We start from the raw sequence: 23,153 nt of genomic DNA on the forward strand, positions 1-23,153 counted from the left end.
ATTGAAAAACAAAGATAAAAAATTATATTTGCTGAACAACCTAACATTCATGAAAAAAATTATAACTATCACATTTTTAAGTCTTTTTGCTTTTATACATTCACAAACTGGAGTAAAACCACCAAAAGGTTTTAAAATTACTTACACTCGAAGCTCAAACGGAAAATTATTAGAAAACCAAGATGCTATTTTTATTTTTACAAATGCATTGGAAACACTAATTACTTCTGAAAAAATGAATTCAGGAAAAGCCGATTTCCCTTTCGAACAAACATTAATCAATCATTCTGAAAATAAAATTATTCAGGTAACCCAACTCAAAAAAGAGAAATCGGTTACTACAGTTGACAGTCTTTCTTTGGCTAAACAAAATTTTGAATTTCTTACGGAATCAAAAACGATTTTAGGCTACAAATGTCAAAAAGCGAAAACCATTATAAATTCAAACACAATTGAACTTTGGTACACAAATGATTTACAAGTAAAAGGAGCTCCAACAACTTTAGGACAAAACATTGGATTGGTTTTAGAAATGGTTCGAAATGGAAACTTTATAATAAAAGCTACCAAAATTGAAAAAATGAAATCGGCTAGCCCGAGTTTAATTTTGCAAAATTCAACCACAAACAGTCCTATTTTAGATGGTTTGACATATAAAGATTTGGTTTGGAAAAGCCGATTTACTACTATAAAAATTTTTGAAAACGAAATCATCAACTTTTCTGACGCTTCTAAATCGAATGATAGTATTTTACGTTTTGCAAACGGAACCATTATTTTGAAAAAAGTTACATTTCCAGAAATTAAAAAAGGTGATTTGGTCTTTTTGGATTTAATAGAACAATCCAACGGAGACGCTTATGATAGAACAGGTTCAGTCTTTTTGATTCCTCAAGACAAAAAACAATCCTTTATTGACGGCTTACAAAATGGCGTTAAAACATTACCTATTTATGAAAACGGAAATGGCAAACAATATCAAGGAGTCGTTTCAACAAAAGAATATTCCTCGTTAATTGAATTGATGCGCTTTTTTACGCCATTCGGAATTAAACAATACAATTACATACAACTAAAAGATAAAAATTGGCATGAAATTGTGCCTTATCGAGCTGAAATTACCGATTTAAAAACAAATTTATCTGGAAAAACGATATACATAGGATCTTTTATCGGCAATTACGATAAAGGCGGACACAAAGTTTCTTTAAATATTACCATTCATCCAAGCGAAAGTAATTTAGACAAAACAAATGTTGCAATTCCTTTATTTAATACGACAAACGTGATGGAAATGGCTGGACAAGAATATGCAACTATGTTCAATCATGAAAAAGGGTTAGAAGTAACATTTACAATAGATAAAGAAATTAAGAATGTAAAATTGCGTTACATTTCAACCGGTCATGGTGGTTGGGAAAATGGAGATGAATTTGTACCAAAAAGAAATACAATAATTTTAAACGGTAAAGAAGTGTTTTCGTTTATTCCATGGAGACAAGATTGTGGAGGTTACCGATTATTTAATCCTGCATCAGGAAATTTTAATGATGGATTATCATCGTCAGATTTAAGTCGCTCAAACTGGTGTCCGGGAACTGCAACCAATCCAATTTATATAGAACTTGGTGATTTAAAAGCTGGAAAACATACAATTCAAGTAAAAATTCCTCAAGGAGCAAACGAAGGCGGAAGCTTTAGTTCGTGGAATGTTTCTGGAATATTACTAGGAGAATAAAAAAAGCCGTTCGTTTGAACGGCTTTTTTTATTATTTAATCGAATTGATAATATCGTGTTTTGTAATAATGTGGTGTTTTCCATTTCCTAAATCAATCAAAACAGCTTGATTTTCTTTAGTAATTAATCTTGAAACATCTTCAATTGGAGTTCCTAATTTTACAATTGGGAAAGGTTTACCCATAACTTCTCTAATTGGTCTTTCAGCTGTATTTTTATCTGTAATATAACTTTGGAATAAATCAGACTCATCAACAGAACCTACAAATCCGTTTACATCAATTACTGGAATTTGAGAAATTTTATATTTTCTCATTCTTTCAATTGCATGCGAAACCAATTCTTCAGTACGAACCACAACTAAAGGTTTATCGATATGCTCTTTGATTAAATCTTCTGCTTTTGTAACTTCTTCTTCTAAGAAGCCTCTTTCTCTCATCCAATCATCATTAAACATCTTTCCAACATAACGGCTTCCAGAATCGTGAAATAAGACCACAACAACATCATTTGGACCAAAATGCTCTTTCAACTGAATTAAGCCCTTTACAGCAGCTCCTGCAGAGTTCCCAACAAAAATCCCTTCTTCTAAAGCTATTTTTCGAGTATAAACTGCTGCATCTTTATCAGTAACCTTTGTAAAACCATCAATTAATGAAAAGTCAACATTCTTAGGTAAAATATCTTCTCCAATACCTTCTGTGATGTAAGAATAGATTTCGTTCTCATCAAAAATTCCAGTTTCGTGGTATTTTTTGAAAACCGAACCATAAGTATCTACACCCCAAATTTTGATATTAGGATTTTTCTCTTTTAAATATTTTGCAACTCCTGAAATAGTTCCTCCTGTTCCAACACCTACAACAAAATGCGTAATTTTACCTTCTGTTTGTTCCCAAATTTCAGGACCAGTTTGTTCATAATGCGCAACAGCATTACTTGGATTATCGTATTGGTTTACATACCAAGAATTAGGAATTTCTTCTCCCAATTTTTTTGAAACCGAATAATACGAACGAGGATCTGTAGGTTCAACATCTGTTGGACAAACAATAACTTTAGCACCAACAGCACGAAGAATATCCGACTTTTCTTTAGATTGTTTATCAGAAATAACAAAAATACATTTATAACCTTTAACAATTGCTGCTAAAGCCAAACCCATTCCGGTATTTCCTGAAGTTCCTTCGATAATTGTTCCTCCTGGTTTTAAACGACCATCTGCTTCTGCATCTTCAATCATTTTAACAGCCATTCTATCTTTAACAGAATTTCCTGGATTAAAAGTCTCCACTTTAGCCAAAACCAAAGCATCAACTTCTGAAGTAATTTTATTCAATTTAACTAATGGTGTATTCCCAATAGTTTCTAATATATTTTTAGCGTATTTCATTTCTTAATTTGAATTATTGTGCAAAGATAGTGTGAATTTTGCAAATAAAAAATCAAACAAAAATGTTTAAAAAAGTTAAATCTGTAAGGTTATTTGAAAAAGTTCCAAACCAATCCAAAACGAATCATAAAATCACGGTAAGGATAATTTGGAGCTGAATAAAAATCATAACCTGTCCAAGCCGAATTAAAGTGTTCTGCCTTTAAGAAGATTCTGGTTTGTCTAACTCTAGCATTAACAAAGAAATCAAACATTGGAAAACCTCCAATTTTAGATTCATTTTGCACATAGAATTCGCCAAGTAATGGATTATAATCGTTAGCGTAGTATTCTGTAAAATATTGGAATGTAACACCTGTTTGTAGCAACATCGCTTTTTTAAACACATGTCCAGTAAAATACAAAGTGTTTCTAGTTACAATTTTTGGTACATTTAACACTTCATCTGATTGTTCAACTTGTTGATATAAAACCGTATTATCTAATGCAAATTTCCAAAACTTAATTTCTTTATTTGCTTTAACCGAAAAATAATTAATAGTCTTATCATACTGTTGTGGTTTTACTGTTAACTGAGTGATATCATTTGTTAAATTATCAAAATACAAATAATCGTCTAAAACCTTATACGTTGCATTTATATTTAACCATTTTGTAAGTGCTGAAAACTGAAATTGGTTTAATTTTTCGTTCTTAAAATTATTTGACCAATTGTAATCTACATAACCACTTTGATATAAATTGTAGTTTAGATTTGGTAAACTATTTAACTTTTGATATTTAAATTCAAATTTATAATCATCATTTATTTTATAATTTCCACTTGCTTCAATATTTGAAATTGATTGATTAGAGATTGATTGCGAAACATGTAACCTCACATTCACCTTATTAATTAAATAGGAATAATTACCTCCTAAATTATTGATTCTATCAGAAATAGAATTAGGGACTACAATATCACCTGCAGAATCATAAACAACTCTATCGTAATAATAATTATATTTATTATCATCAATGAAAAACTCTAAATCACCATAAGACTTCGTCTTATAAGCAACTCCTAATTTATTATAAAAATGATTATATCTGGTTTTGTTATTAATTTTATTAGTAAATCTATCACCAAATCTATCACTTGGAGTATCTTGAGTAAATTCAAAAAATTTATATTCTTGATTAAATTGATGTATAAAAACCAAACTATTTGGATTCTCTTTATTTAGTTTAAACGAATGATCTAGAAAAAAACGATTTCCTTTTAAAAGCGAAGTTGCATTAGTAAAATAAACTTTAATACGATCTCTTTCATCAAAAGGATCTTCACTTGATTCAAATTCACTTAAATTAACAATCCCTCCATTTTCTTGATTGGAAATATCCTGACCTGTAAAATGAGCATTTAAAAAATATCGCTTATCTTTTGTAAAATAACTTGATGTAAATCTAAAATTACCAGAACTCGTTAAGTTATTTACATATTTACCAAGAGAACGCAAACCGCGATAGGCAATAGAAAAATTAAGGTTAGGTTTTGTATTAACTGTTAGAAAAGCATCCAATGTTTGTCCTTGCTCCATAACAGTTTTAAAATATAAATCTGTTAAAGGGGTAGGAACGGAATAATATTTTATTTCATCAACTTCTAAATAGTTAAAATGTTTTGCTCTAAAACCAAAATTCGGAAAAGCAGTTTTAGGATTTAGACCAAAATCAAGAGTGTTATAAGTGTGACCTTCGTTTGAAAAAGGCATTAAACCAAATATATCTTTACGAAGTAAATTATATTTATACTCACTCTGAATAGTTAACGAAGTGTCTACATAAGTGGTATCTTTTTGTAAAGTGTATATTTTGTATAAATCTATTGGTGCTTTGGCGGTTACATCACGATTCTTATTAAATTTAGCAATAGTATCATTAGGATCGGAAGAATTATTAGGCAATTTACCAATACTACCATCTACACTTCTAATTTGAGCATTAGAAATAAAAGACAAGAAGAGAAAACAAGTAAAAATTAAAAATCTCATTGCATATTTTGATTAAGGCAAATGTAAGGAGTTTTTTATGAATTAAGAAGAATTAGCAAAAATCTAAAAATAAAAAAACCGAAACTAAAAAGTTTCGGTTTAATATTTAAAGTAAATTACAGACTATTGAATAGTGAATGTGTGTTCTGAAAAAGAACCAAAATTACCTCCACCAGTAAATAAAACAGCACCATTATTTAAGTTGTTTCCAGAGAAAGATCCAGAAACCGTAGCACTAGTATACATACCATCTCCATAATCATCATAGATTACAAAAGTATATTCACCAGGAGCTAAACATTTTACAACTGAGAAAGTACTTCTATCAGCAAATCCTAAAGCTGCGTAACCTGTAATTGCACCACCAGTAATACCACCAGAATCAATCACATTAAAATCAGCATCATATAATTCCCAAGCAGTTTCTTCTGGATAATTATCAAAAGTAATTGATAATCTAGCTCTAACAGAAGCACATGGTCTATATAAATTAAATGTTGACTTTGCAGTACCAACACCAGTTAATACCCCATTAGAATATGTACCATAAGTAGTAGAATGATTAACTCCTTCAGCAGTTTCTAAGTAAACTACTATTTTGTTACCATCAACTAAACTATTTCCAACAATAGTTACATCATAAGTACCTTCTTTTGATCCAGCAGGAATAGTTACAGTAGCAGGTACTGAATAATTAGCTGCTCCGTGAGTAGTTGAAGGATCAACCATTAAATTAAAAGTTCTATCTTCACCAGTTGCTTCAGAAGCTAAAATACGTCCTTCAACAACAACAGTTTCACCATCAGCAATCTCAACAGTTTGATAATTCTCTAATCCTACAAAATTAGATGCTGAATTATCTCCTGAATTATCATCTTCACAACTCATCATTGTCAAAGACAATGCTACAGCTGAATAAAATGCAATTGATTTAATTAATTTCATAATTTTTATTTTAAAATTAGTTTTGACCAGTTATTTGAGAATTATTATCCATTTCCAACTGTGGAATTTGGAATGACATTTCATCAGAATCATATAAGAAAGATTGACCTGCACGGAAAACGTGGTTAGTACCTCTAGTTACAGTAGCTTGATTACGTTTCATAGCTAAGTAACTTTTACCTTCACCCCATAATTCAATTCTAGTTTGACGGTAAATTGCTTCTCTAAGAGCAGCACCTGTTAATGGATCAACATAAGCATCAGCATTTGCTGAACCACCTAAACGACTAGCCAACAACTCTTTTAATCTTGCTTTAGCAGCAGCTTCATTACCAGATTTAGCAGCAGCTTCAGCACTTAATAAATAAAACTCATCAACACGCATAAAAATCAAATCGGTAGTTATAACTTGTTGACCACCTACAACACGATCAGGAGAGAAGAACTTATTAATTGGCATACGAATAGATGTACCAGATGTACCAAATTGAGATCTTCTAACATCATTAGCAGGGATTAAAGCTAATAATCCGTTATCGATAGTTTTTCTATCTCCAGCCCATTGGTAACTATAAGTAAAATAATCCATTTGTCCCCACCAATCTAATAACTGATGACCTAAATCTAAAGTTAAATCATAACCCCACATCCAAGATTCAGTATTAACATCATTAAATCCTGAACCAGAACCAGGGAATGCTAATTGTCCTGTTGTAGTCATAGAATAAGCTCCAGAAGAAATAATTTCATCTGATAAAGTTTTAGCATCAGTATAATTCCCCATAGCAGCATAGGTATATGCCAACAAACCTTTAGCAACGTGCTGACTAATTTGTTGTTTGCTAGAAGGTGTAAAATCACTTAAAAACTGAACTGACTGTGTTAAGTCACTTATAATCAAATCATAGATTTGAGAAGCAGGAACCTTAGCATAAGATATATTTGCATCATTACCATCATTATAAGGTAAGATAGCTTGAGAAGGATCATAAGCTCTTTGGAAAATTTGAGCTAAATAAAAATATGCATAAGCACGATAAGCTTTTGCTTGTGCATAAATATGACGAGCTTCAGAAGTTGTTGGTGCAGCATCGTTACCACCAAAACTATTAATAACATTATTAGATAAAGCAATAACCTTATAATAAAATCTCCAGATAATACTATTCTCCTCACGAGAAAAGTCTACTGTAGATACAAGGTTAGCCGTATCTCTATACCAACCATAAGAATTAGCTGATAAAGCCATATCACCAGATAAGATATCTAACCAAATATCAACACCTTTTTGTCCTAAATCATAATGTCTTGTTCCTGTGATACCAGCAGGCTCAATTAACAAACTACCAATCCCGTTAAGACTACCTTCCAACAAAGCTGGATTTAAATTTGCATTGGCTGCAATATCTTCACTAGTAACAACATTAGTATTTCTTACTGGATCTAAGAAATCTTCACTACATCCAACCGAAATGATTGAAGCAGCTACTAATAAATAAATTAAACTTTTTTTCATATTTCAATTTTTTTAGAATTCAATTTTAGTACCAAAACTAAATGTAGTCATTGGCATATAAATACCAGAGTTTGAAGAGTTTATTAAAGTCTGTGGATTTAATCCATCTCTTTTACTAAACATTAACAAATTGTCTCCAGATAAAAATAAATTAAATTTAGATAAATGTAATTTTTGTAAGTAACTAGATGGGATATTATAACCTAATCTAACATTATTTAAAGATAAATAATCCGCTTTTGTTAAGAAACGAGAAGAAGCAGAATTAAATTGAACATCTGTACTTACACCTGTTGTTAATCTAGGAACATCTGTTACATCACCATATTGCTTCCATGCATTGTGAATGTCTCTATGCCAGTTGTTAGCCCCTAATAAACCACTATTACTCATTAATGTAGCATAACCATTATCGTATACATAACCACCAATGCTATAACCAACTTGAGCAGTTAAATCAAAGTTTTTATATGAAGTATTCAAACGGAATGAACCTCTAACATCAGGAATAGCAGATTTACCAGTATATTTTTGAGTAGCTTGAGCATAAGCAGTAGTAGTTGTTTTTCTTACATTAGCATCAGGATTTTGACTCATATAAATCGTCATACTACCAATTGGCGCATCAGCATTATCAAAAACACCATTATCATTTAAATCATCATAATATAAATTCCACATAGCAGAACCAGTAGCAGGATCTACACCAGCCCACTCACGCAAATACCAATCATATAAAGAATGACCTTCAGATAATCTACCATCTAAAACTTTAGGCTCTCCTGTTGCAGGATCTATAGGCATTTCTGTAATCTTATTTGTTAAGATTTCACCATTTACACCAACCGATAATTTAAAACCACCTGCAGATTTAGCTTTTATTAAATGCCCCATTACATCAAACTCAACACCACTATTTTGTAATTTACCATCATTAATTTGTTGATTAGTATAACCTAAGAAAGGAGGTAATGTCTGAGTAAAAAATAAATTTTCGGTATTTTTAACATAATAGTCAACATTAACATCTAAAGTTTCATTAAACCAAGTTGACTCAATACCAAACTGAGCAATTTTAGACGTTTCCCAAGTCAAATTAGGATTAGCTAAAGTTGAACTTTCAGTGAATGAGTAATCTCCACCAGGCGTTTGATTTATAGATGATAATTGCCAACCATATTGTAAACTAGTACCTTGATCACCAATTAAACCATAACTAGCTTTTAACTTTAAAAAGTCAATAAAACTTAATTTAGACATAAAGTCCTCTTTAGACACAATCCAACCTAAACCAGCAGAACCAAATGTTCCCCATTTATTATTAATAAAACGAGAAGAACCATCTCTTCTTACTGATCCCGTTAAGAAATACTTTTGATTGTAATTATAATTTAACTGACCAAAATAACTATCTAAAGTCCATCTTTGAGAATAAGAAGTAGCTCTACCATAAGGAGTTGTATATTGAGCCAAATCTAAAGTATTAGGCATAATAGCTCTAGTAGCAGCAGCGTTAAAATCTTTAAACAAATTTGAAGTTGACTCATGAGCAGCAAAAACTTCTAAATTATGAGATCCAAAAGATTTATTAAAACGCAATAATTGTAAGAAATTTTGATTTACCGTAGAACTTTCATCTTTTGACAAAAATCCAAAATTTGCAGCCCATCCTCCGTAATAAGGATTATTTCTAGTAGCGCCATCAAACTGTTGATATTGTCCACTATAACGAGTTTCAAAACTTAAATTTTTAGTTAAATCAACTCCGATATTAAAGTTACCTAAAATTGTATTAGCATCAGTTTGAGACAAATCATATTGAGCATCAGCTATACCATTTGTAGCAGTCCAAGCTCTACGAGAGTAATCACTTCCGTAATCATATTGTACACCACCAAAAATCGGATCAGCAACTAAATTACCAGCAGCATCTCTTAAATACACATCATAAATAGCAGGAGTAGTATTTGTTAATGCAAATATATTTCCAGAAGAACCAGAACTACCTTCATCACTTGAAGAATTTGTATATCTAGCCCCTGTATAAGCCATATTAGCACCAATTTTCAACCATTCTTTAGGCTTGTGTTCTAAATTAATTCTAGCTGTATAACGCTTATAATTTGACTTAATTGTATAACCTTGATCATCCAAATAACCAAAAGATGTAGAATAACGCGTAGAACCATCTCCACCACTAAACTGAACATTAGCCTCGTTTCTTACACCAGTACCAAAAGCCGCATCAGACCATTTAGTTGGATTATATCTTCTACTTACACCACTAGCAATTTTCCCTGTAGCTGGATCAATAAGCTGAGAACCTTGAACATTCCATATATTATAGAACTCATTCATTGCAATTCCCGTACCAGTACTATTATATAAATTTAAATTAGCAAAAGCAGCTGGATCTAAGAACCCTTGAACCATACCTGTAGTCTTTAATTGACTCCAAGAAGTTTCAATATACTCTTCTGGAGAATCAATAACATCATACTGAGGCAAAGACAATGTATTAATACTAGTTTTAAAATCAACAGCAATAACCGACTTACCAGCTTTACCTTGTTTTGTAGTAACCAAAATAACCCCATTAGCACCTCTAGAACCATAAATAGAAGTAGCAGCAGCATCTTTTAAAACAGTAATATTTTCAATATCAGCAGGATTAATAGCACTGATATCACTACTATAAGGAGCGCCATCTACAACATATAATGGAGATTGATTACCATTAACAGAACCAAATCCACGAATACGAATTGTAGCATCGCTACCTGGAGCACCAGAACCAGTAATTACATTAACCCCAGCAACCTCACCTCTTAAAGCTTGAGAAATATTTGAAACAGTTTTCGCTTCTAAATTTTCTTTCGCTACAACAGTCGCCGTACCAGTAAACGCTTCTTTTGTAGTTTTACCATAACCTACAACTACAACATCAACCCCTTCAACAACATCATCTTTTAATGCAACGTTGTAAGAACTTGCTGCAGCAATGGTTACTTTAGCCGTCTTCTTACCTGTGTAAGAAATTACTAAAACTTCACCTTGTTTAGCCTTGATAGTATAATTACCATCAAAATCTGTAGTAGTACCACGAGTTGTTCCTTCAACAACAACGTTAGCACCTGCAATTGGGCCTAGTTCGTCAGAAACTACACCCGTAACAGTTTTCTCTTGCGCGAACGAAAACTGCATTGTAAACGCTACTAAAAGCGTAAAAATCCATTTGAACTTCGATCTCATATTAAATTTATTTGAGTTAGTTATTCCGCAAACTTCTTAATTATTTCTTAAATAAACAAATAATACTTCGGAATATTACTAATTTATTTTTGTTAAAGTTTTCGTTTTAAAAAAACATTTTACGGAAGAATCTCATAGTAAAGATGAAAATTTCGCAAAAAGGTTGCGTCAAAAATTATATTTTTGTCAAAAAAAAGAATGTTAAGTAAAAGTTACAGTAATTTAATATTGGAATGCGGAACTGACGAAGCCGGAAGAGGCTGTTTAGCTGGTCCAGTAACAGCAGCATCCATAATTTTACCAGAAGAATTTGAAAATGAGCTCCTTAACGATTCTAAACAATTATCTGAAAAAGCAAGAGAAAAACTAAAACCTATAATTGAAGAAGTAGCAGTTTCTTTTTCAGTAACAAACCTTTACCCAATTGAAATTGACGAAATTAATATTTTAAACGCTTCAATGAAGGCCATGCAAGAATGTGTTTTAAAATTAAATCCGAAACCTGAATATATTATAGTAGATGGAAATAGACCTCTTTATGGAAAACTAGGCTTAAAACAAAAATCTGGAAAAATTTTCACTACTGAGGAAATCGAATATTTAAAATCAATCCCAAATACGAGTATTATAAAAGGAGACAGTAAATATCTTAGCATAGCAGCCGCTTCAGTTTTAGCAAAAACATATCGTGATGAATATATGGATAAAATTCACGAAGAATTCCCAATGTACAATTGGAAGAAAAACAAAGGTTATCCTACAACTGAACACAGAGATGCCATAAAAAAATATGGCCCTTGTAAATACCACAGAATGAGTTTTCGATTATTACCCGAGCAACTCACTCTAGAATTTTAATACCCATCGTTTTTTAAATTTTATTCAGCCGAAATTATTTGGGCTTCAAATAAATTTTGAAAATGTTTAAGAATTTTTTCTTTTACTTCTTGCTCGTCTACATACCTATTTAATTCGGCATGCATTGAAGTTACTGCTTTGCCTTTAATTCCACATGGTATAATATTATCAAAATATCCTAAATCTGCATTTACATTTAATGCAAAACCATGCATCGTTACCCAGCGAGAAGCACGAACTCCCATGGCACAAATTTTTCTAGCAAATGGTGTACCCACATCAAACCACACACCTGTTTCTCCCTCGCTCCTTGTTCCTTTCAATCCATATTCTGCTAAAGTCAAAATAATAGACTCTTCAAGCAAGCGTAGATATTTATGTATATCTGTAAAGAAGTTCTCTAAATCTAAAATTGGATATCCTACAATTTGGCCAGGGCCATGATAAGTTATATCACCTCCTCTATTAATTTTGTAAAAAGTCGCCCCCTTTGATTCTAGCTGTTTTTCAGAAAGCAGTAAATTTGAAATATCACCACTTTTACCAAGAGTATAAACATGAGGATGTTCAACATATAAAAAATAATTAGGAGTTGGCAAATTTGACTCCTCTCTCCTATTACTTACTTTTATATCGACTATTTCCTTGAACAATTGTTCTTGATAATCCCAAGTATCTTTATAGTCTTTATTACCTAAATCTTGTAAAATTACTTTCTTATTCATTATTCCAATTCTACTTCAAAATTCACATCTTTACTTTCCATATAATTTTCCATAGGAAAAACCAAAACAACTGTTTTTCCATCTTCAGAAATTTTCGCATTAGAAATAGATACCTTTTTTATCTTTTTTGGAAAACTAACTGTCATTTCGTAAGACGATTCATTATACATCATTTTAAAAGACTCTGATAACTCGTTTGCTAACTTTTCTACATTAACATCTTCTTCTCCTTCTTTTTTAGAATCTCTATCAAGTTTTTCAAGATCTTTTTGCAAATCAGTTTTAGGAGCTAATTTTACAATCTTCATAAACTTTTTACCATTATAATCATAACTTGTGATTCCTTCATTTTTTGGAGCATCATTCCCTAATTGTGCTGTCGATGGATTCATCCCAGCTAATGAGTTTACTGGCGAAACCAAATCTTGCAATTCAGCTGGATTTTTAAAATCGGTAAACAAATGAAACTCCATTTTTTTCTGAGCTTCATTCATGACTAATCTACCTGAATATTTTTCCATTTTTTTCAATCTGGCTTGTTCTTCTATTGGCAACTTAGCAATACTATCTTCTTTTCCAACCAACATATCTTTATAAGAAAAAACAGAATCGATATCTTTAGAATTATCGACTTTCTTATTGTTTTTCTTACTTTTTTTCTTATTTGTTTCTCCACCAAACTTATCCCCAGCCATTGTCATCATTTTCGACATATCAATTTTATATGTCAATCTACCAGAACCGTCTTCATTAAAATTTAAATTCTCTTGAACAATACAACTCGTTAATACAAAAACCAACAATAAAATCAAATAACTATATCTTTTCATTTTTTTTTAAATTTTGTCAAAGATACAAAAGATATCAACCATTCAGGTTTAAAAAATCAAGACATAATTTTCAAATTTTCAAATTGCTTCATTTTCAAAATATAACTATCTTTGCACGCTTAAATAAAATACTATGCAACTTTCGGAACAAGAAATCATTAGAAGAGACAAACTAAACGCTTTACGCGAATTAGGTATCAACCCTTATCCTGCGGATTTATTCCCTGTAAATCATACTTCAAAGCAAGTGAAGGAAAATTTTGAAGAAGGTAAGAAGGTTATTTTGGCTGGACGTTTAATGAGTGTTCGCGATCAAGGAAAAGCTTCTTTTGCTGAATTACAAGACAGCGAAGGAAGAATTCAGTTGTATTTCAATCGTGATGTAATTTGCGAAGGTGAAGACAAAACATTGTATAATCAAGTTTTTAAAAAATTAACTGATTTAGGAGATTTCATCGGAATTGAAGGTGAATTATTCATGACAAAAGTTGGCGCAATGTGCGTTCGTGTGGATGATTTTAAAATGTTAAGTAAAACATTAAAACCGCTTCCTCTTCCTAAAACAGATGAAGAAGGTCATGTATTTGATGCATTCACTGATCCTGAATTACGTTACAGAATGCGTTATGTTGACTTAGTAGTTAACCCACAAGTTAAAGAAGTTTTCATGAAAAGAACTAAACTTTTCACAGCAATGAGAACGTTCTTCAATGAAGCAGGTTATATGGAAGTGGAAACTCCGGTTTTACAATCGATTCCTGGTGGAGCTGCAGCTCGTCCGTTTATTACACATCACAATAGTTTAGATATTCCATTATATATGAGAATCGCTAACGAATTATATTTAAAAAGATTAATCGTTGGTGGATTTGACGGTGTTTACGAATTTTCGAAAAACTTCCGTAACGAAGGAATGGACAGAACGCACAATCCAGAATTTACTGCAATGGAAATTTATGTAGCTTACAAAGACTACAACTGGATGATGGAAATGACTGAAAATTTATTAGAATATTGTGCTTTACAAGTAAATGGAACTACAAAAGCTACTTTTGGAGAACACGAAGTAGATTTTAAAGCGCCTTATGCAAGAGTAACGATGACCGATGCTATCAAACAATTCACAGGTTTTGACATTACTGGAAAATCGGAAGATGAATTACGCGAAGCTGCAAAATCTATGGGAATTGAAGTAAACGACACCATGGGTAAAGGAAAATTAATTGATGAAATTTTTGGTGAGAAATGTGAAGGCAACTTCATACAACCTACTTTCATTACCGATTATCCAAAAGAAATGTCTCCATTGTGTAAATCGCATAGAGATAATCCTGAATTAACTGAGCGTTTTGAATTAATGGTTTGTGGGAAAGAAATTGCAAATGCTTATTCGGAATTAAACGACCCTATCGATCAAAGAGAACGTTTTGAAGCTCAAATGGCTTTAGCGGCTAAAGGTGACGATGAAGCAAACGGAATTATTGATGAAGATTTCTTAAGAGCTTTAGAATATGGAATGCCACCAACATCTGGTTTAGGAATTGGAATGGATCGTTTGATTATGTTCTTAACGAATAACCAATCGATTCAAGAAGTGTTGTTTTTCCCACAAATGCGACCAGAGAAAAAAGGTCCAGAATTAACAGAAGATGAGAAACATGTAATTGAAATCTTAAAAGCTAACGAAGGAATTTCTATAGGAGATTTAAAAGAAAAAACTGGATTAAGCGGAAAAAAATGGGATGCTGCCAGCAAAGGAATCAGCAAACACGGATTAATGAAAATAAAAGTAGACGGTGAAAATAAAATTGCCGAATATCTTGGAAAATAAAAATTAAAAGACCTTTTATAGGTCTTTTTTTTTACTTTTATAAAAAACTTTAAAAATGAATTCAAAACACATCTCTATTATTTGCTTCTGCTTTATTGTAAATTTAATTGGAGCTCAAAACCCAACTTTTAAATGGAACGAAGTAAATACTCCTATTCAAAATGAATTAAATTTTGACATAAATCATCACTTTGATGGTAAGCGTGTATTCTTTGTAAAATCAAAATACAACGAAGAAATTTTTAACAAAGATGTTTTTGTTGATATTTACGATACTCGTGATGAATTTGAAAAAGATGAAACTGATTTTTCTGTTGGTGTTGAACAACCCGCAATGGGAAAAAACATGCAAACCGTTTCTTATTTATTTCCACTTAAAAACAAAGACTATGTTTATTTTCTAACTGAATACAACAACAAGACAAAGGAATATGAACTTTCTTCTCAAAGAATAAATTTTGATACAGGAACAAAATACGAAACCAATTTCATCTCAAAGATGAGTGCAAAAAACATGTTCAATATTGGTGATTATTTTGTCGCACAATCAGAGAATAAAGAGTTTTATGGTGTAGTTTCAAGGCCTTTAGGCGATAAAAAACTGAATGAAAATGTAACCTTAATGATTTTAGATGCTAATTATAAAATTATTAAGAGTTTAGATTATACTTTCAATTTTACAACAAAGCAATCTTTCAAAATAGATGTCCATGTTACAAATGATGGAAACTTAGCTATAATTAGAGAAATTGACCTTCCAAAAATGAAACCTTTTAAATCGTTATTCTTTTGGAATTCCTCAACTTCAAATGTAAATGAACATAATTTAAAACAAGAATTAGATTATCCTATTGGACAATTTAAATGGAAAGAAGGAAATGGAGAATCCTATTTTATAGGAACAGTAAGTGATGGTAAAAGCAAAGTTATTGTTGATTTAGGTGGCGCTTTACCAGAAGGAAATCCAGTTGTAACTTTATTATTTATGAGTTTTGACAAAAACGGTCAATTAGTTGTAAATGAAAAAATTAAAACAGAGAGACAAAACAATTTAAATTTTCAAGATATTAAACTAGAAAACGGTAAGCTTTGGGTTTTATTCAATGAATTATACAAAGGGACCAAAAGACTACCTTCTTCCGACCCAGCAAAACCGTTAAATTACAATTACGAATATTCTTATATCTCTACAGGATTTACCGTTGCAAATATTGACCCAAAAAATGGTAAATTAAATTGGATGACAAGAATTAAAAACGAAGAACCAAAATCATTAAATGACAATGGTGACTTTCTTAAATATCTTCCTTTCTTCAAAGACAACAAGTTGTACTTAATTTATAATGATTCGAGAGATATTAATCCAAATACAAAATACTTTGTAAAAGATAGTAGATTTGCTGTAATGAGTACTATTAATCAAGATGGTACAATTATAAACACAAAAGACATTCAAAACTCAGGAGTTGGAAGAACCTATAATTTTTGTTATGAACTAGACTTATCTTTTGCCTTAGCAGTTGATGACAACACTTTTATTGTAAGATCTAAATGTGGGAATAGTTCAAGATTTGGATATTTATCATTTTAAAATGATATTCAATTAAACTTTTTTACATTTACAAAGTCTTACTACAAGAAAACAATAAAATATAAATTATGAAAAAACTAATTTTAGTTATAGCACTTACATTAAGTAGCTTAACATTTGCTCAAAACAAAAAAACTCAAGAAATGACTCCTGAGCAACAAGCAGAGCTTCAAACAAAAAAAATGACTCTTGATTTAGATTTAAATTCAAATCAGCAAAAAGAAGTAAAAACGATATTTTTAGAACAAGCAAAGAAAAAACAAGCACTTAGAGCTGAAATGAAAGCTAAAAAAGAAAGTGGCGAAAAAGCTTCTTCTGATGAGCGTTATAAAAAAGAAATTGAAGTTTTAGACAATCAAATAGAAATGAAAGCTAAAATGAAAAAAGTACTTTCTCCTGAACAAATGAAAAAATGGGAAACTAAACAAGATGAACGCAGAGAAAAAATTGCTAAATCAAAAAGAAAAGTATTAAACAAACAAGAGTAATTATTAAAAATTGCATATTTTTTGCTTTTCTTCTAAATTTAATCTAGTTTTGGCATACCAATATCAAATTTTACAATTATGAAAAAAATAATCACTGCTTTTGTTCTGTTTGTTGGTTTTTCTTCAACAGTTAATGCTCAAGAAATTAAAGCTAAAAACACTCAAGAAAAGCTACAATTAACAGAACAAAAAGTTGATTTTAACGAATTAGCTAAAAAAGATGCTAAAGACTTAAACCAATTGTTACAATTAGATCAACAAAAAAATAAAGATTTTTATGGCTTATTTCTTTACAAACATGAAGAAATGAGTAAAGTTAAAGAAACGAGTGATAAAGAAAAGATTAGCACTATAATTGAGGCAAAACTTAGAGCTTCTTTGACAACAAGTCAGATGGAAAAACTTGCAAGTCAACCTAAATTACTTCATCAATTAACACATTAAAAAAAAGTCCCGATTAAATCGGGACTTTTTTATTATAATTCTTTTGCAGTTTCTTTAATTGCTGCAATAGTAAAATTTAAATCTTCATAAGTTAAAGCATCGGTTATAAACCAAGTTTCATAAGCCGATGGAGCAATGTAAACTCCTCTTTTCAACAAACCGTGAAAGAACTTTTTAAAGGTTTCATTATCTCCATTTTTAGCAGTTGAAAAATCGTAAACAGCGTTTTTATCAAAATGAACAGAAATCATTGACCCTACTCTATTAATTGTAAAATCAATATTTTCTTCTGTTAAAACTCTTCTGATGCCATTTTCCAAATAAGCTGTTTTTTCATCCAAACGAGTGAAAATTTCATTATCAGAATTTAACGATTTCAACATCTCATATCCAGCTGCCATTGCTAAAGGATTTCCAGACAAAGTTCCTGCTTGATAAACTGGTCCTAAAGGCGCTAAAAAATTCATAATTTCTTCTCTAGCAGCAAAAGCACCTACTGGTAATCCACCACCAATAACTTTTCCGAAACAAGCAATATCAGCTTTTATCCCAAATAACTCTTGTGCACCACCTTTAGCTAATCGAAAACCAGTCATTACTTCATCAAAAATAAGCAAAGTGTCATTTTGAGTACAAACTGCTCTTAAATCTTCTAAAAAACCTTTTAACGGAGGTATACAACCCATGTTTCCTGCTACAGGTTCAATAATTACAGCTGCAATCTCATTTTTGTTCGCTTCAAATAATGCTTTTACATTTTCAATATCGTTATAAGAAGCTAACAATGTATCTTTGGCAGTACCTTCAGTAACCCCAGGACTATTTGGTACTCCAAACGTACTTAAACCACTTCCAGCTGCAATTAAAAAAGAATCGGAATGGCCATGATAACAACCCGAAAATTTAATTATCTTATCTCTTTTTGTGTAACCTCTTGCCAAACGAATAGCGCTCATACAAGCTTCTGTACCCGAATTAACAAAACGAATTTTATCAATACTCGGAACCATTGCAACTGCTAATTCTGCAATTTTAGTTTCTAATTCCGTTGGCATTCCAAAAGAAGTTCCCTTTTTTGCTTTCTCAACAACCGCATTTACAACAGGCTCATAAGCATGTCCTAAAATCATAGGTCCCCAAGAATTAATATAATCGATTAGTCGATTTCCATCTTCATCATACAAATAAGCACCTTTAGCTTCTTTCACAAAAATTGGAGTTCCACCAACTCCTTTAAATGCTCTTACCGGCGAATTTACACCACCAGGAATCACTTTATTAGCTTCAACAAATAGTTCGCTACTTCTTTTATACAACATTATTTTAACTTGATTTGTTGTCCAATAGAAATGGTATTATCAGACATATTATTTAATTTTTTTATTGCATCAACAGACAAATTGAATCTTTTAGACAACGAATACAAAGTATCTCCTTGTTGAATAGTATAAAAATCGCCACCTTGAGCCACTACAACTTCTTTTTTAACAGGTTTAGGTTGATTTCCTAAAACTTCAGTATCGTATTTGAATAACTCAAAACGTTCAATCAAACCAATTAATTTATCTGGATACTTAACATCAGTTGCATAACCCGCCGCTTTTAATCCTTTTGCCCAAGACTCATAATCACCTTTATCTAATTTGAATAAACTAGAATATCTTGGTCGTGAAGTTAAAAACAAAGAATGGTCTCGATACGATTCTGAAGGATGTTCGTATTTTCTAAAACATTCTTGTGCTGCATCATCATCATGTTTAACACTTTCTCCTGTCCAACCGGTATGACATTTAATACCAAAATGATTATTAGCACTCATTGCTAATTTCCCTTTTCCTGCACCTGATTCTAAAATACCTTGCGCTAAAGTAATACTAGCTGGAATACCATGAACCCTCATATTATTCATAGCAATATCTTTAAAATTGCTTACATACGATTGAATTTCTTCAGCATACGTTTTTACATTAGAAGTTGCTTCTAAATTTACTTCTGAATTCGTTTTTGTAGTAGTAGGAGTTGATGTATTGGTATTGGTATTTGGTTTTGTAGTTGTAGGATTAGTTTTTGTTTGAGTAACGGGTTGCTTTTTTGAAACTACTTTAGGCTTAGATGTAGTTCTTACAACTGGTTTAGTACTGTTACAACTTACCACTAAAAGCGCGAATATAAAAAGGGCAAATTTAGTCTTTATCATATTGTATTATTTCTTTATTCTTTTTTTGCAATGCAAAATTCATACCTTTTATTCCTTGTAAACCTCCAGTATGAATCATTAGTATTTTTGATTTTGGAGCAAAATATCCATTTTTAATCATTTCCAAAATTCCAAAAACCATTTTCCCTGTATAAACTGGATCTAAAGGAATATTTGTTTGATTATAAAAGGAATTTAAAAAATGAATGAATTCATCTGTAACTTTACCATATCCTCCAAAATGATAATCATCATTTATTTCCCAATTGGTTTTCTCAGCAAAATTACGAATTACATCAGATAAAAATGCTCCTTTTAATGAAGAAAATCCAATTAATTGCTGTTTTTCATTTGAAGAATTGATTAATCCCGAAAATGTACCTCCAGTTCCAACAGCACAAACAACATGCGAAAAGACTTGTTTATCTTCTTCTGTTAAAATTTCTTCGCATCCTTTAATTGCAAACTTATTTGTTCCACCTTCGGGAATTAGATAAAAATCACCAAACCTATCTTTCAACTCTATTACAAAAGATTCACTTTCTTTTTCTTGATAAACAGACCTACTTACAAAGTAAAAATCCATTCCCAATTCTTTCGCTTTGAACAAAGTAGGGTTTTGATTTACTTTAGAAGCCAACTCTTCTCCCCTTATAACACCTATAGTCTTAAAACCAAATTCTGCACCAGCTCCTGCCACCGCTAAAATATGATTAGAAAAAGCGCCACCAAAAGTTAACAATGTTGTATGTCCTAACTTTTTTGCTTCCTGAATGTTGTATTTGAGTTTTCTGAATTTATTTCCAGAGACTATAGGATGCAATTTATCTTCTCTTTTTATAAAGAGCTCTATTCCATCAGGTAAATTAAGTAGTATTTTTTGATTGATTAAATCCATAAAAAAAGCAGCTTGTATAAGCTGCTTTCAAATATACTATAAGTTACCCTTTTAGTGTGATTAATTATGTTAAATAAATTTTCATCAATTCGAGTGAATTTTTAGAAAAGTTAAACCGTATTTGATAAAATTTGTATCGAGAATAAGAAAATTTATATTTATAAATAGTTCTCGATACTTTTTTTGCTCCATTATATTACACAAAAAACACTCGAACTGACGCTAATTTCATCAACTTAATTATTTGTTATAAACAGATACTTTCTTAGAAACGCTTAAATTGTCTTTAGTAGCCACTTTTACAACATAAACCCCAGTACTATAACTTGCTGTTGAAAAATCATATTCTGGATTAGTCCCTAAATTCGCTTTTTTCAAAATAAGCTTACCAGTTACATCATAAACTTCTAAAGAAGAAATATCTTTTAATTGCGTATTGTATAAAGTTAACATTTCGTTGTCATTGTTTTGTGCAACAACAAACATAGTTTCAATTTCCTCAATTGGAGTTGATAAAGTTGAATTTTTAAATGTAACTTCAAAACGAGTTCTATTATCACCAGCTGGCATTGTCATATCAAAAACACCATTTTTAATATCGTAATAGATATCAGATTGTTTGTCATGAATGTACACCTCTTGGTTATTGTCAAAATTAACCACATCTTTAACTTGAACTTTAAAGTTAGTATCAGCAGTACATCTGAAACCTACAGGAATTCTTTTATCAATATCAAATTGAACTGCTGTTGCAACATATTCATGCGGCATATCGGTTAATACATAGTAAAATTCTGCAGCTTCACCTGAAGGAGAGCGTCCATCAGCACCATAATCAAAACCGTCTGTAGCAGTGTCTAAAAACGCAATAGTTGTTGGGCGAACACCACCATTATTATACATGGCATGAATTCTAATATAAGGAGCTGTACCTTTTCTAATTTGAGTATAATCTGTTCCTGCTACGTTAGGAATTTCAGGAAAAAATTCAGAACTTGTGTCATATACATCAGTTGAAGAAACCTCACCAGTTCTTGCAAATTGCGACTGAGTAGCCACTCCTTCTTTTACAAAAACACGAAATGCATTTTGCATAGTCACACTACCCGCAGCAGTACCCATTACCATAAAACCTTGTCCTACTGGACTAAATTTTCTTTGAAAAACGGTACCAACTCCCGCAGGAACCCCTTGATTTCCAGCACCATCGTACGTCCAAAAAGCTGCAGGAGTATAAATCCCAGTTCCAGGATTATAAATTCCATACCCTCCTTGGTATTGATTTAAAATATGAGTATTAACCGTTACTTGCTCCCAAAAATAAGCTTGACCATTAATTACAGCCGCATTAGCTGGATGTAACAAATAAGCATCTAAATCAATTGCACTTGGATACGGATTCCCAACTAACGTAAAATTACCATTAGAAACAGGAACCGAAATCGTACCGTCATTTGGTTTTCCTCTAAAATCGTAACGTTGTCTACTTCCTGTATTGTTCTGAACATTCTCAGTTGCATCTGCAATTGTAGCATCTGTACCTGAAGTCCCTTTCATGGTAAACCCTTCACCTGCGTTGATTGCTGTAGCAGCTCCCACATAAGCCCATTGCGCATAAGCATTAGACGTTATGAATTTCCAAATCCAATAAGGCGCAATTGCCAAAGGATTGGCAGTACCATTATAATTGTTTGTTGCTAAAATAGTTGCAGGATCACTAGTTGTCAATCCCGTTGGACGGTTTAACATAGTAATTCCGAAAGCTTCATTTCCGACTGCCGCCGAAGCATTACCAACAGGCGAACACCAATAATTATATTGAAAATTATTTACGGTACCTTCCTGAAAAACTGAAAGTTTACCTGCTCCAGTGTTTGCCCCAGCACCAGTGGAACCTTGTAATAACTGTGAATTATTTCTAAGAAAGAAATTTCCGTTATTCTGTAAATTCACATCTTGTCTTACGTACATGAACTGATCATTAACAAATACGTAACTATTAGGACTCACATACATTTGAGAAAATGCGGTTAACGAACCCAAAAAGGTTAAAGTGGAAAGTATAATTTTTTTCATAATCCTGGATTTTAATATATTACTTGACAAATATACATATTATGTATTTATTATTTGTTAAAAAAAACATCTTTTGAACGATAAAAAATGCATTTCATCTAAATTAATCGCAATTAAAAACCAAAAAAAACAGTTTTTAACTTAAAATTTTAAGAAAAACAATTTAACAAAAAGCAATAAAACTAGAGCAAAATTCTTAAAAATCGAATTAAAAAAAATTGTTTAAAATTCTATATTTAACAGTTATTTTGTGAAATTTAATCAATTTTAATGCCGATTTTAAGCAACAATATCAACTTGTTAGGCAATAAAAACAAACTCTTATCTATTCTTAAATT

General features: G+C 31.3%; 17 protein-coding genes. 6 read left to right on the forward strand and 11 right to left on the reverse strand.

The genetic code is table 11. The features are described from left to right. The first annotated feature begins 49 nt into the window (after positions 1-49). On the forward strand, positions 50-1,738 hold the full coding sequence (locus tag LOS89_RS09975; RefSeq protein ID WP_231835113.1) for a GLPGLI family protein: 1,689 nt from the start codon (positions 50-52) through the stop codon (positions 1,736-1,738). A gap of 31 nt (positions 1,739-1,769) precedes the next feature. On the opposite strand, the gene LOS89_RS09980 is transcribed toward LOS89_RS09975, so the two are convergent. The 5 genes from LOS89_RS09980 to LOS89_RS10000 all read right to left on the reverse strand — a co-directional run bounded on the left by LOS89_RS09980 (position 1,770) and on the right by LOS89_RS10000 (position 10,877). Continuing rightward, on the reverse strand, positions 1,770-3,131 hold the full coding sequence (locus tag LOS89_RS09980; protein WP_231835114.1) for a pyridoxal-phosphate dependent enzyme: 1,362 nt from the start codon (positions 3,129-3,131) through the stop codon (positions 1,770-1,772). Between the two features lie 89 nt (positions 3,132-3,220). Continuing rightward, entirely contained in the window at positions 3,221-5,164 is a 1,944-nt protein-coding gene (locus LOS89_RS09985) for a putative porin (protein ID WP_231835115.1), read from the reverse strand. A gap of 123 nt (positions 5,165-5,287) precedes the next feature. Next, positions 5,288-6,109: a DUF4832 domain-containing protein gene (locus LOS89_RS09990; RefSeq protein WP_231835116.1), complete on the reverse strand. Its 822-nt coding sequence runs from the start codon at positions 6,107-6,109 to the stop codon at positions 5,288-5,290. Between the two features lie 16 nt (positions 6,110-6,125). After that, positions 6,126-7,625 carry a RagB/SusD family nutrient uptake outer membrane protein gene (locus LOS89_RS09995; protein WP_231835117.1) on the reverse strand — a complete coding sequence of 500 codons (1,500 nt, stop codon included), beginning with the start codon at positions 7,623-7,625 and terminating at the stop codon, positions 6,126-6,128. A gap of 12 nt (positions 7,626-7,637) precedes the next feature. Next, the gene (locus LOS89_RS10000) at positions 7,638-10,877 is read right to left on the reverse strand and encodes a SusC/RagA family TonB-linked outer membrane protein (protein WP_231835118.1); all 3,240 of its coding nucleotides are present in this window, start codon (positions 10,875-10,877) and stop codon (positions 7,638-7,640) included. A 198-nt stretch (positions 10,878-11,075) separates the two neighbouring features. On the opposite strand from LOS89_RS10000, the gene rnhB reads away from it, so the two are divergent. Further along, a complete protein-coding gene (rnhB, locus tag LOS89_RS10005) occupies positions 11,076-11,735 on the forward strand; it encodes a ribonuclease HII (RefSeq protein ID WP_231835119.1) in 660 nt (219 codons plus the stop codon). Positions 11,736-11,755: 20 nt separating this feature from the next. Here rnhB and lipB read toward each other — a convergent pair whose 3' ends face one another. Then, positions 11,756-12,460, reverse strand: coding sequence for a lipoyl(octanoyl) transferase LipB (lipB, locus tag LOS89_RS10010; RefSeq protein WP_231835120.1), 705 nt, complete (start codon positions 12,458-12,460; stop codon positions 11,756-11,758). Next, entirely contained in the window at positions 12,460-13,290 is an 831-nt protein-coding gene (locus tag LOS89_RS10015; RefSeq protein ID WP_231835121.1) for a hypothetical protein, read from the reverse strand. Before LOS89_RS10015 ends, lipB begins: the two co-directional genes overlap by 1 nt. Before the next feature lie 133 nt (positions 13,291-13,423). On the opposite strand from LOS89_RS10015, the gene lysS reads away from it, so the two are divergent. The 4 genes from lysS to LOS89_RS10035 all read left to right on the forward strand — a co-directional run bounded on the left by lysS (position 13,424) and on the right by LOS89_RS10035 (position 17,644). Beyond that, positions 13,424-15,121, forward strand: coding sequence for a lysine--tRNA ligase (gene lysS, locus LOS89_RS10020; protein ID WP_231835122.1), 1,698 nt, complete (start codon positions 13,424-13,426; stop codon positions 15,119-15,121). 55 nt (positions 15,122-15,176) lie between these two features. Beyond that, entirely contained in the window at positions 15,177-16,712 is a 1,536-nt protein-coding gene (locus LOS89_RS10025) for a hypothetical protein (protein WP_231835123.1), read from the forward strand. Positions 16,713-16,780: 68 nt separating this feature from the next. Further along, positions 16,781-17,200 carry a DUF4890 domain-containing protein gene (locus LOS89_RS10030; RefSeq protein WP_231835124.1) on the forward strand — a complete coding sequence of 140 codons (420 nt, stop codon included), beginning with the start codon at positions 16,781-16,783 and terminating at the stop codon, positions 17,198-17,200. A 78-nt stretch (positions 17,201-17,278) separates the two neighbouring features. Beyond that, a complete protein-coding gene (locus LOS89_RS10035; protein WP_231835125.1) occupies positions 17,279-17,644 on the forward strand; it encodes a hypothetical protein in 366 nt (121 codons plus the stop codon). Positions 17,645-17,676: 32 nt separating this feature from the next. On the opposite strand, the gene hemL is transcribed toward LOS89_RS10035, so the two are convergent. From hemL to LOS89_RS10055, 4 genes are all read right to left on the reverse strand, one after another. After that, entirely contained in the window at positions 17,677-18,963 is a 1,287-nt protein-coding gene (gene hemL / locus LOS89_RS10040) for a glutamate-1-semialdehyde 2,1-aminomutase (RefSeq protein ID WP_231835126.1), read from the reverse strand. After that, the gene (locus LOS89_RS10045) at positions 18,963-19,841 is read right to left on the reverse strand and encodes a glucosaminidase domain-containing protein (RefSeq protein WP_231835127.1); all 879 of its coding nucleotides are present in this window, start codon (positions 19,839-19,841) and stop codon (positions 18,963-18,965) included. Before LOS89_RS10045 ends, hemL begins: the two co-directional genes overlap by 1 nt. Beyond that, a complete protein-coding gene (locus tag LOS89_RS10050; RefSeq protein WP_231835128.1) occupies positions 19,828-20,739 on the reverse strand; it encodes a 1-aminocyclopropane-1-carboxylate deaminase/D-cysteine desulfhydrase in 912 nt (303 codons plus the stop codon). Before LOS89_RS10050 ends, LOS89_RS10045 begins: the two co-directional genes overlap by 14 nt. Positions 20,740-20,979: 240 nt before the next feature. After that, positions 20,980-22,815: a DUF8693 domain-containing protein gene (locus LOS89_RS10055; protein ID WP_231835129.1), complete on the reverse strand. Its 1,836-nt coding sequence runs from the start codon at positions 22,813-22,815 to the stop codon at positions 20,980-20,982. Between the last annotated feature and the right edge of the window lie 338 nt (positions 22,816-23,153).

The organism is Flavobacterium channae (genome assembly GCF_021172165.1).
In the GTDB taxonomy this organism is placed as follows: Bacteria; Bacteroidota; Bacteroidia; order Flavobacteriales; family Flavobacteriaceae; genus Flavobacterium; species Flavobacterium channae.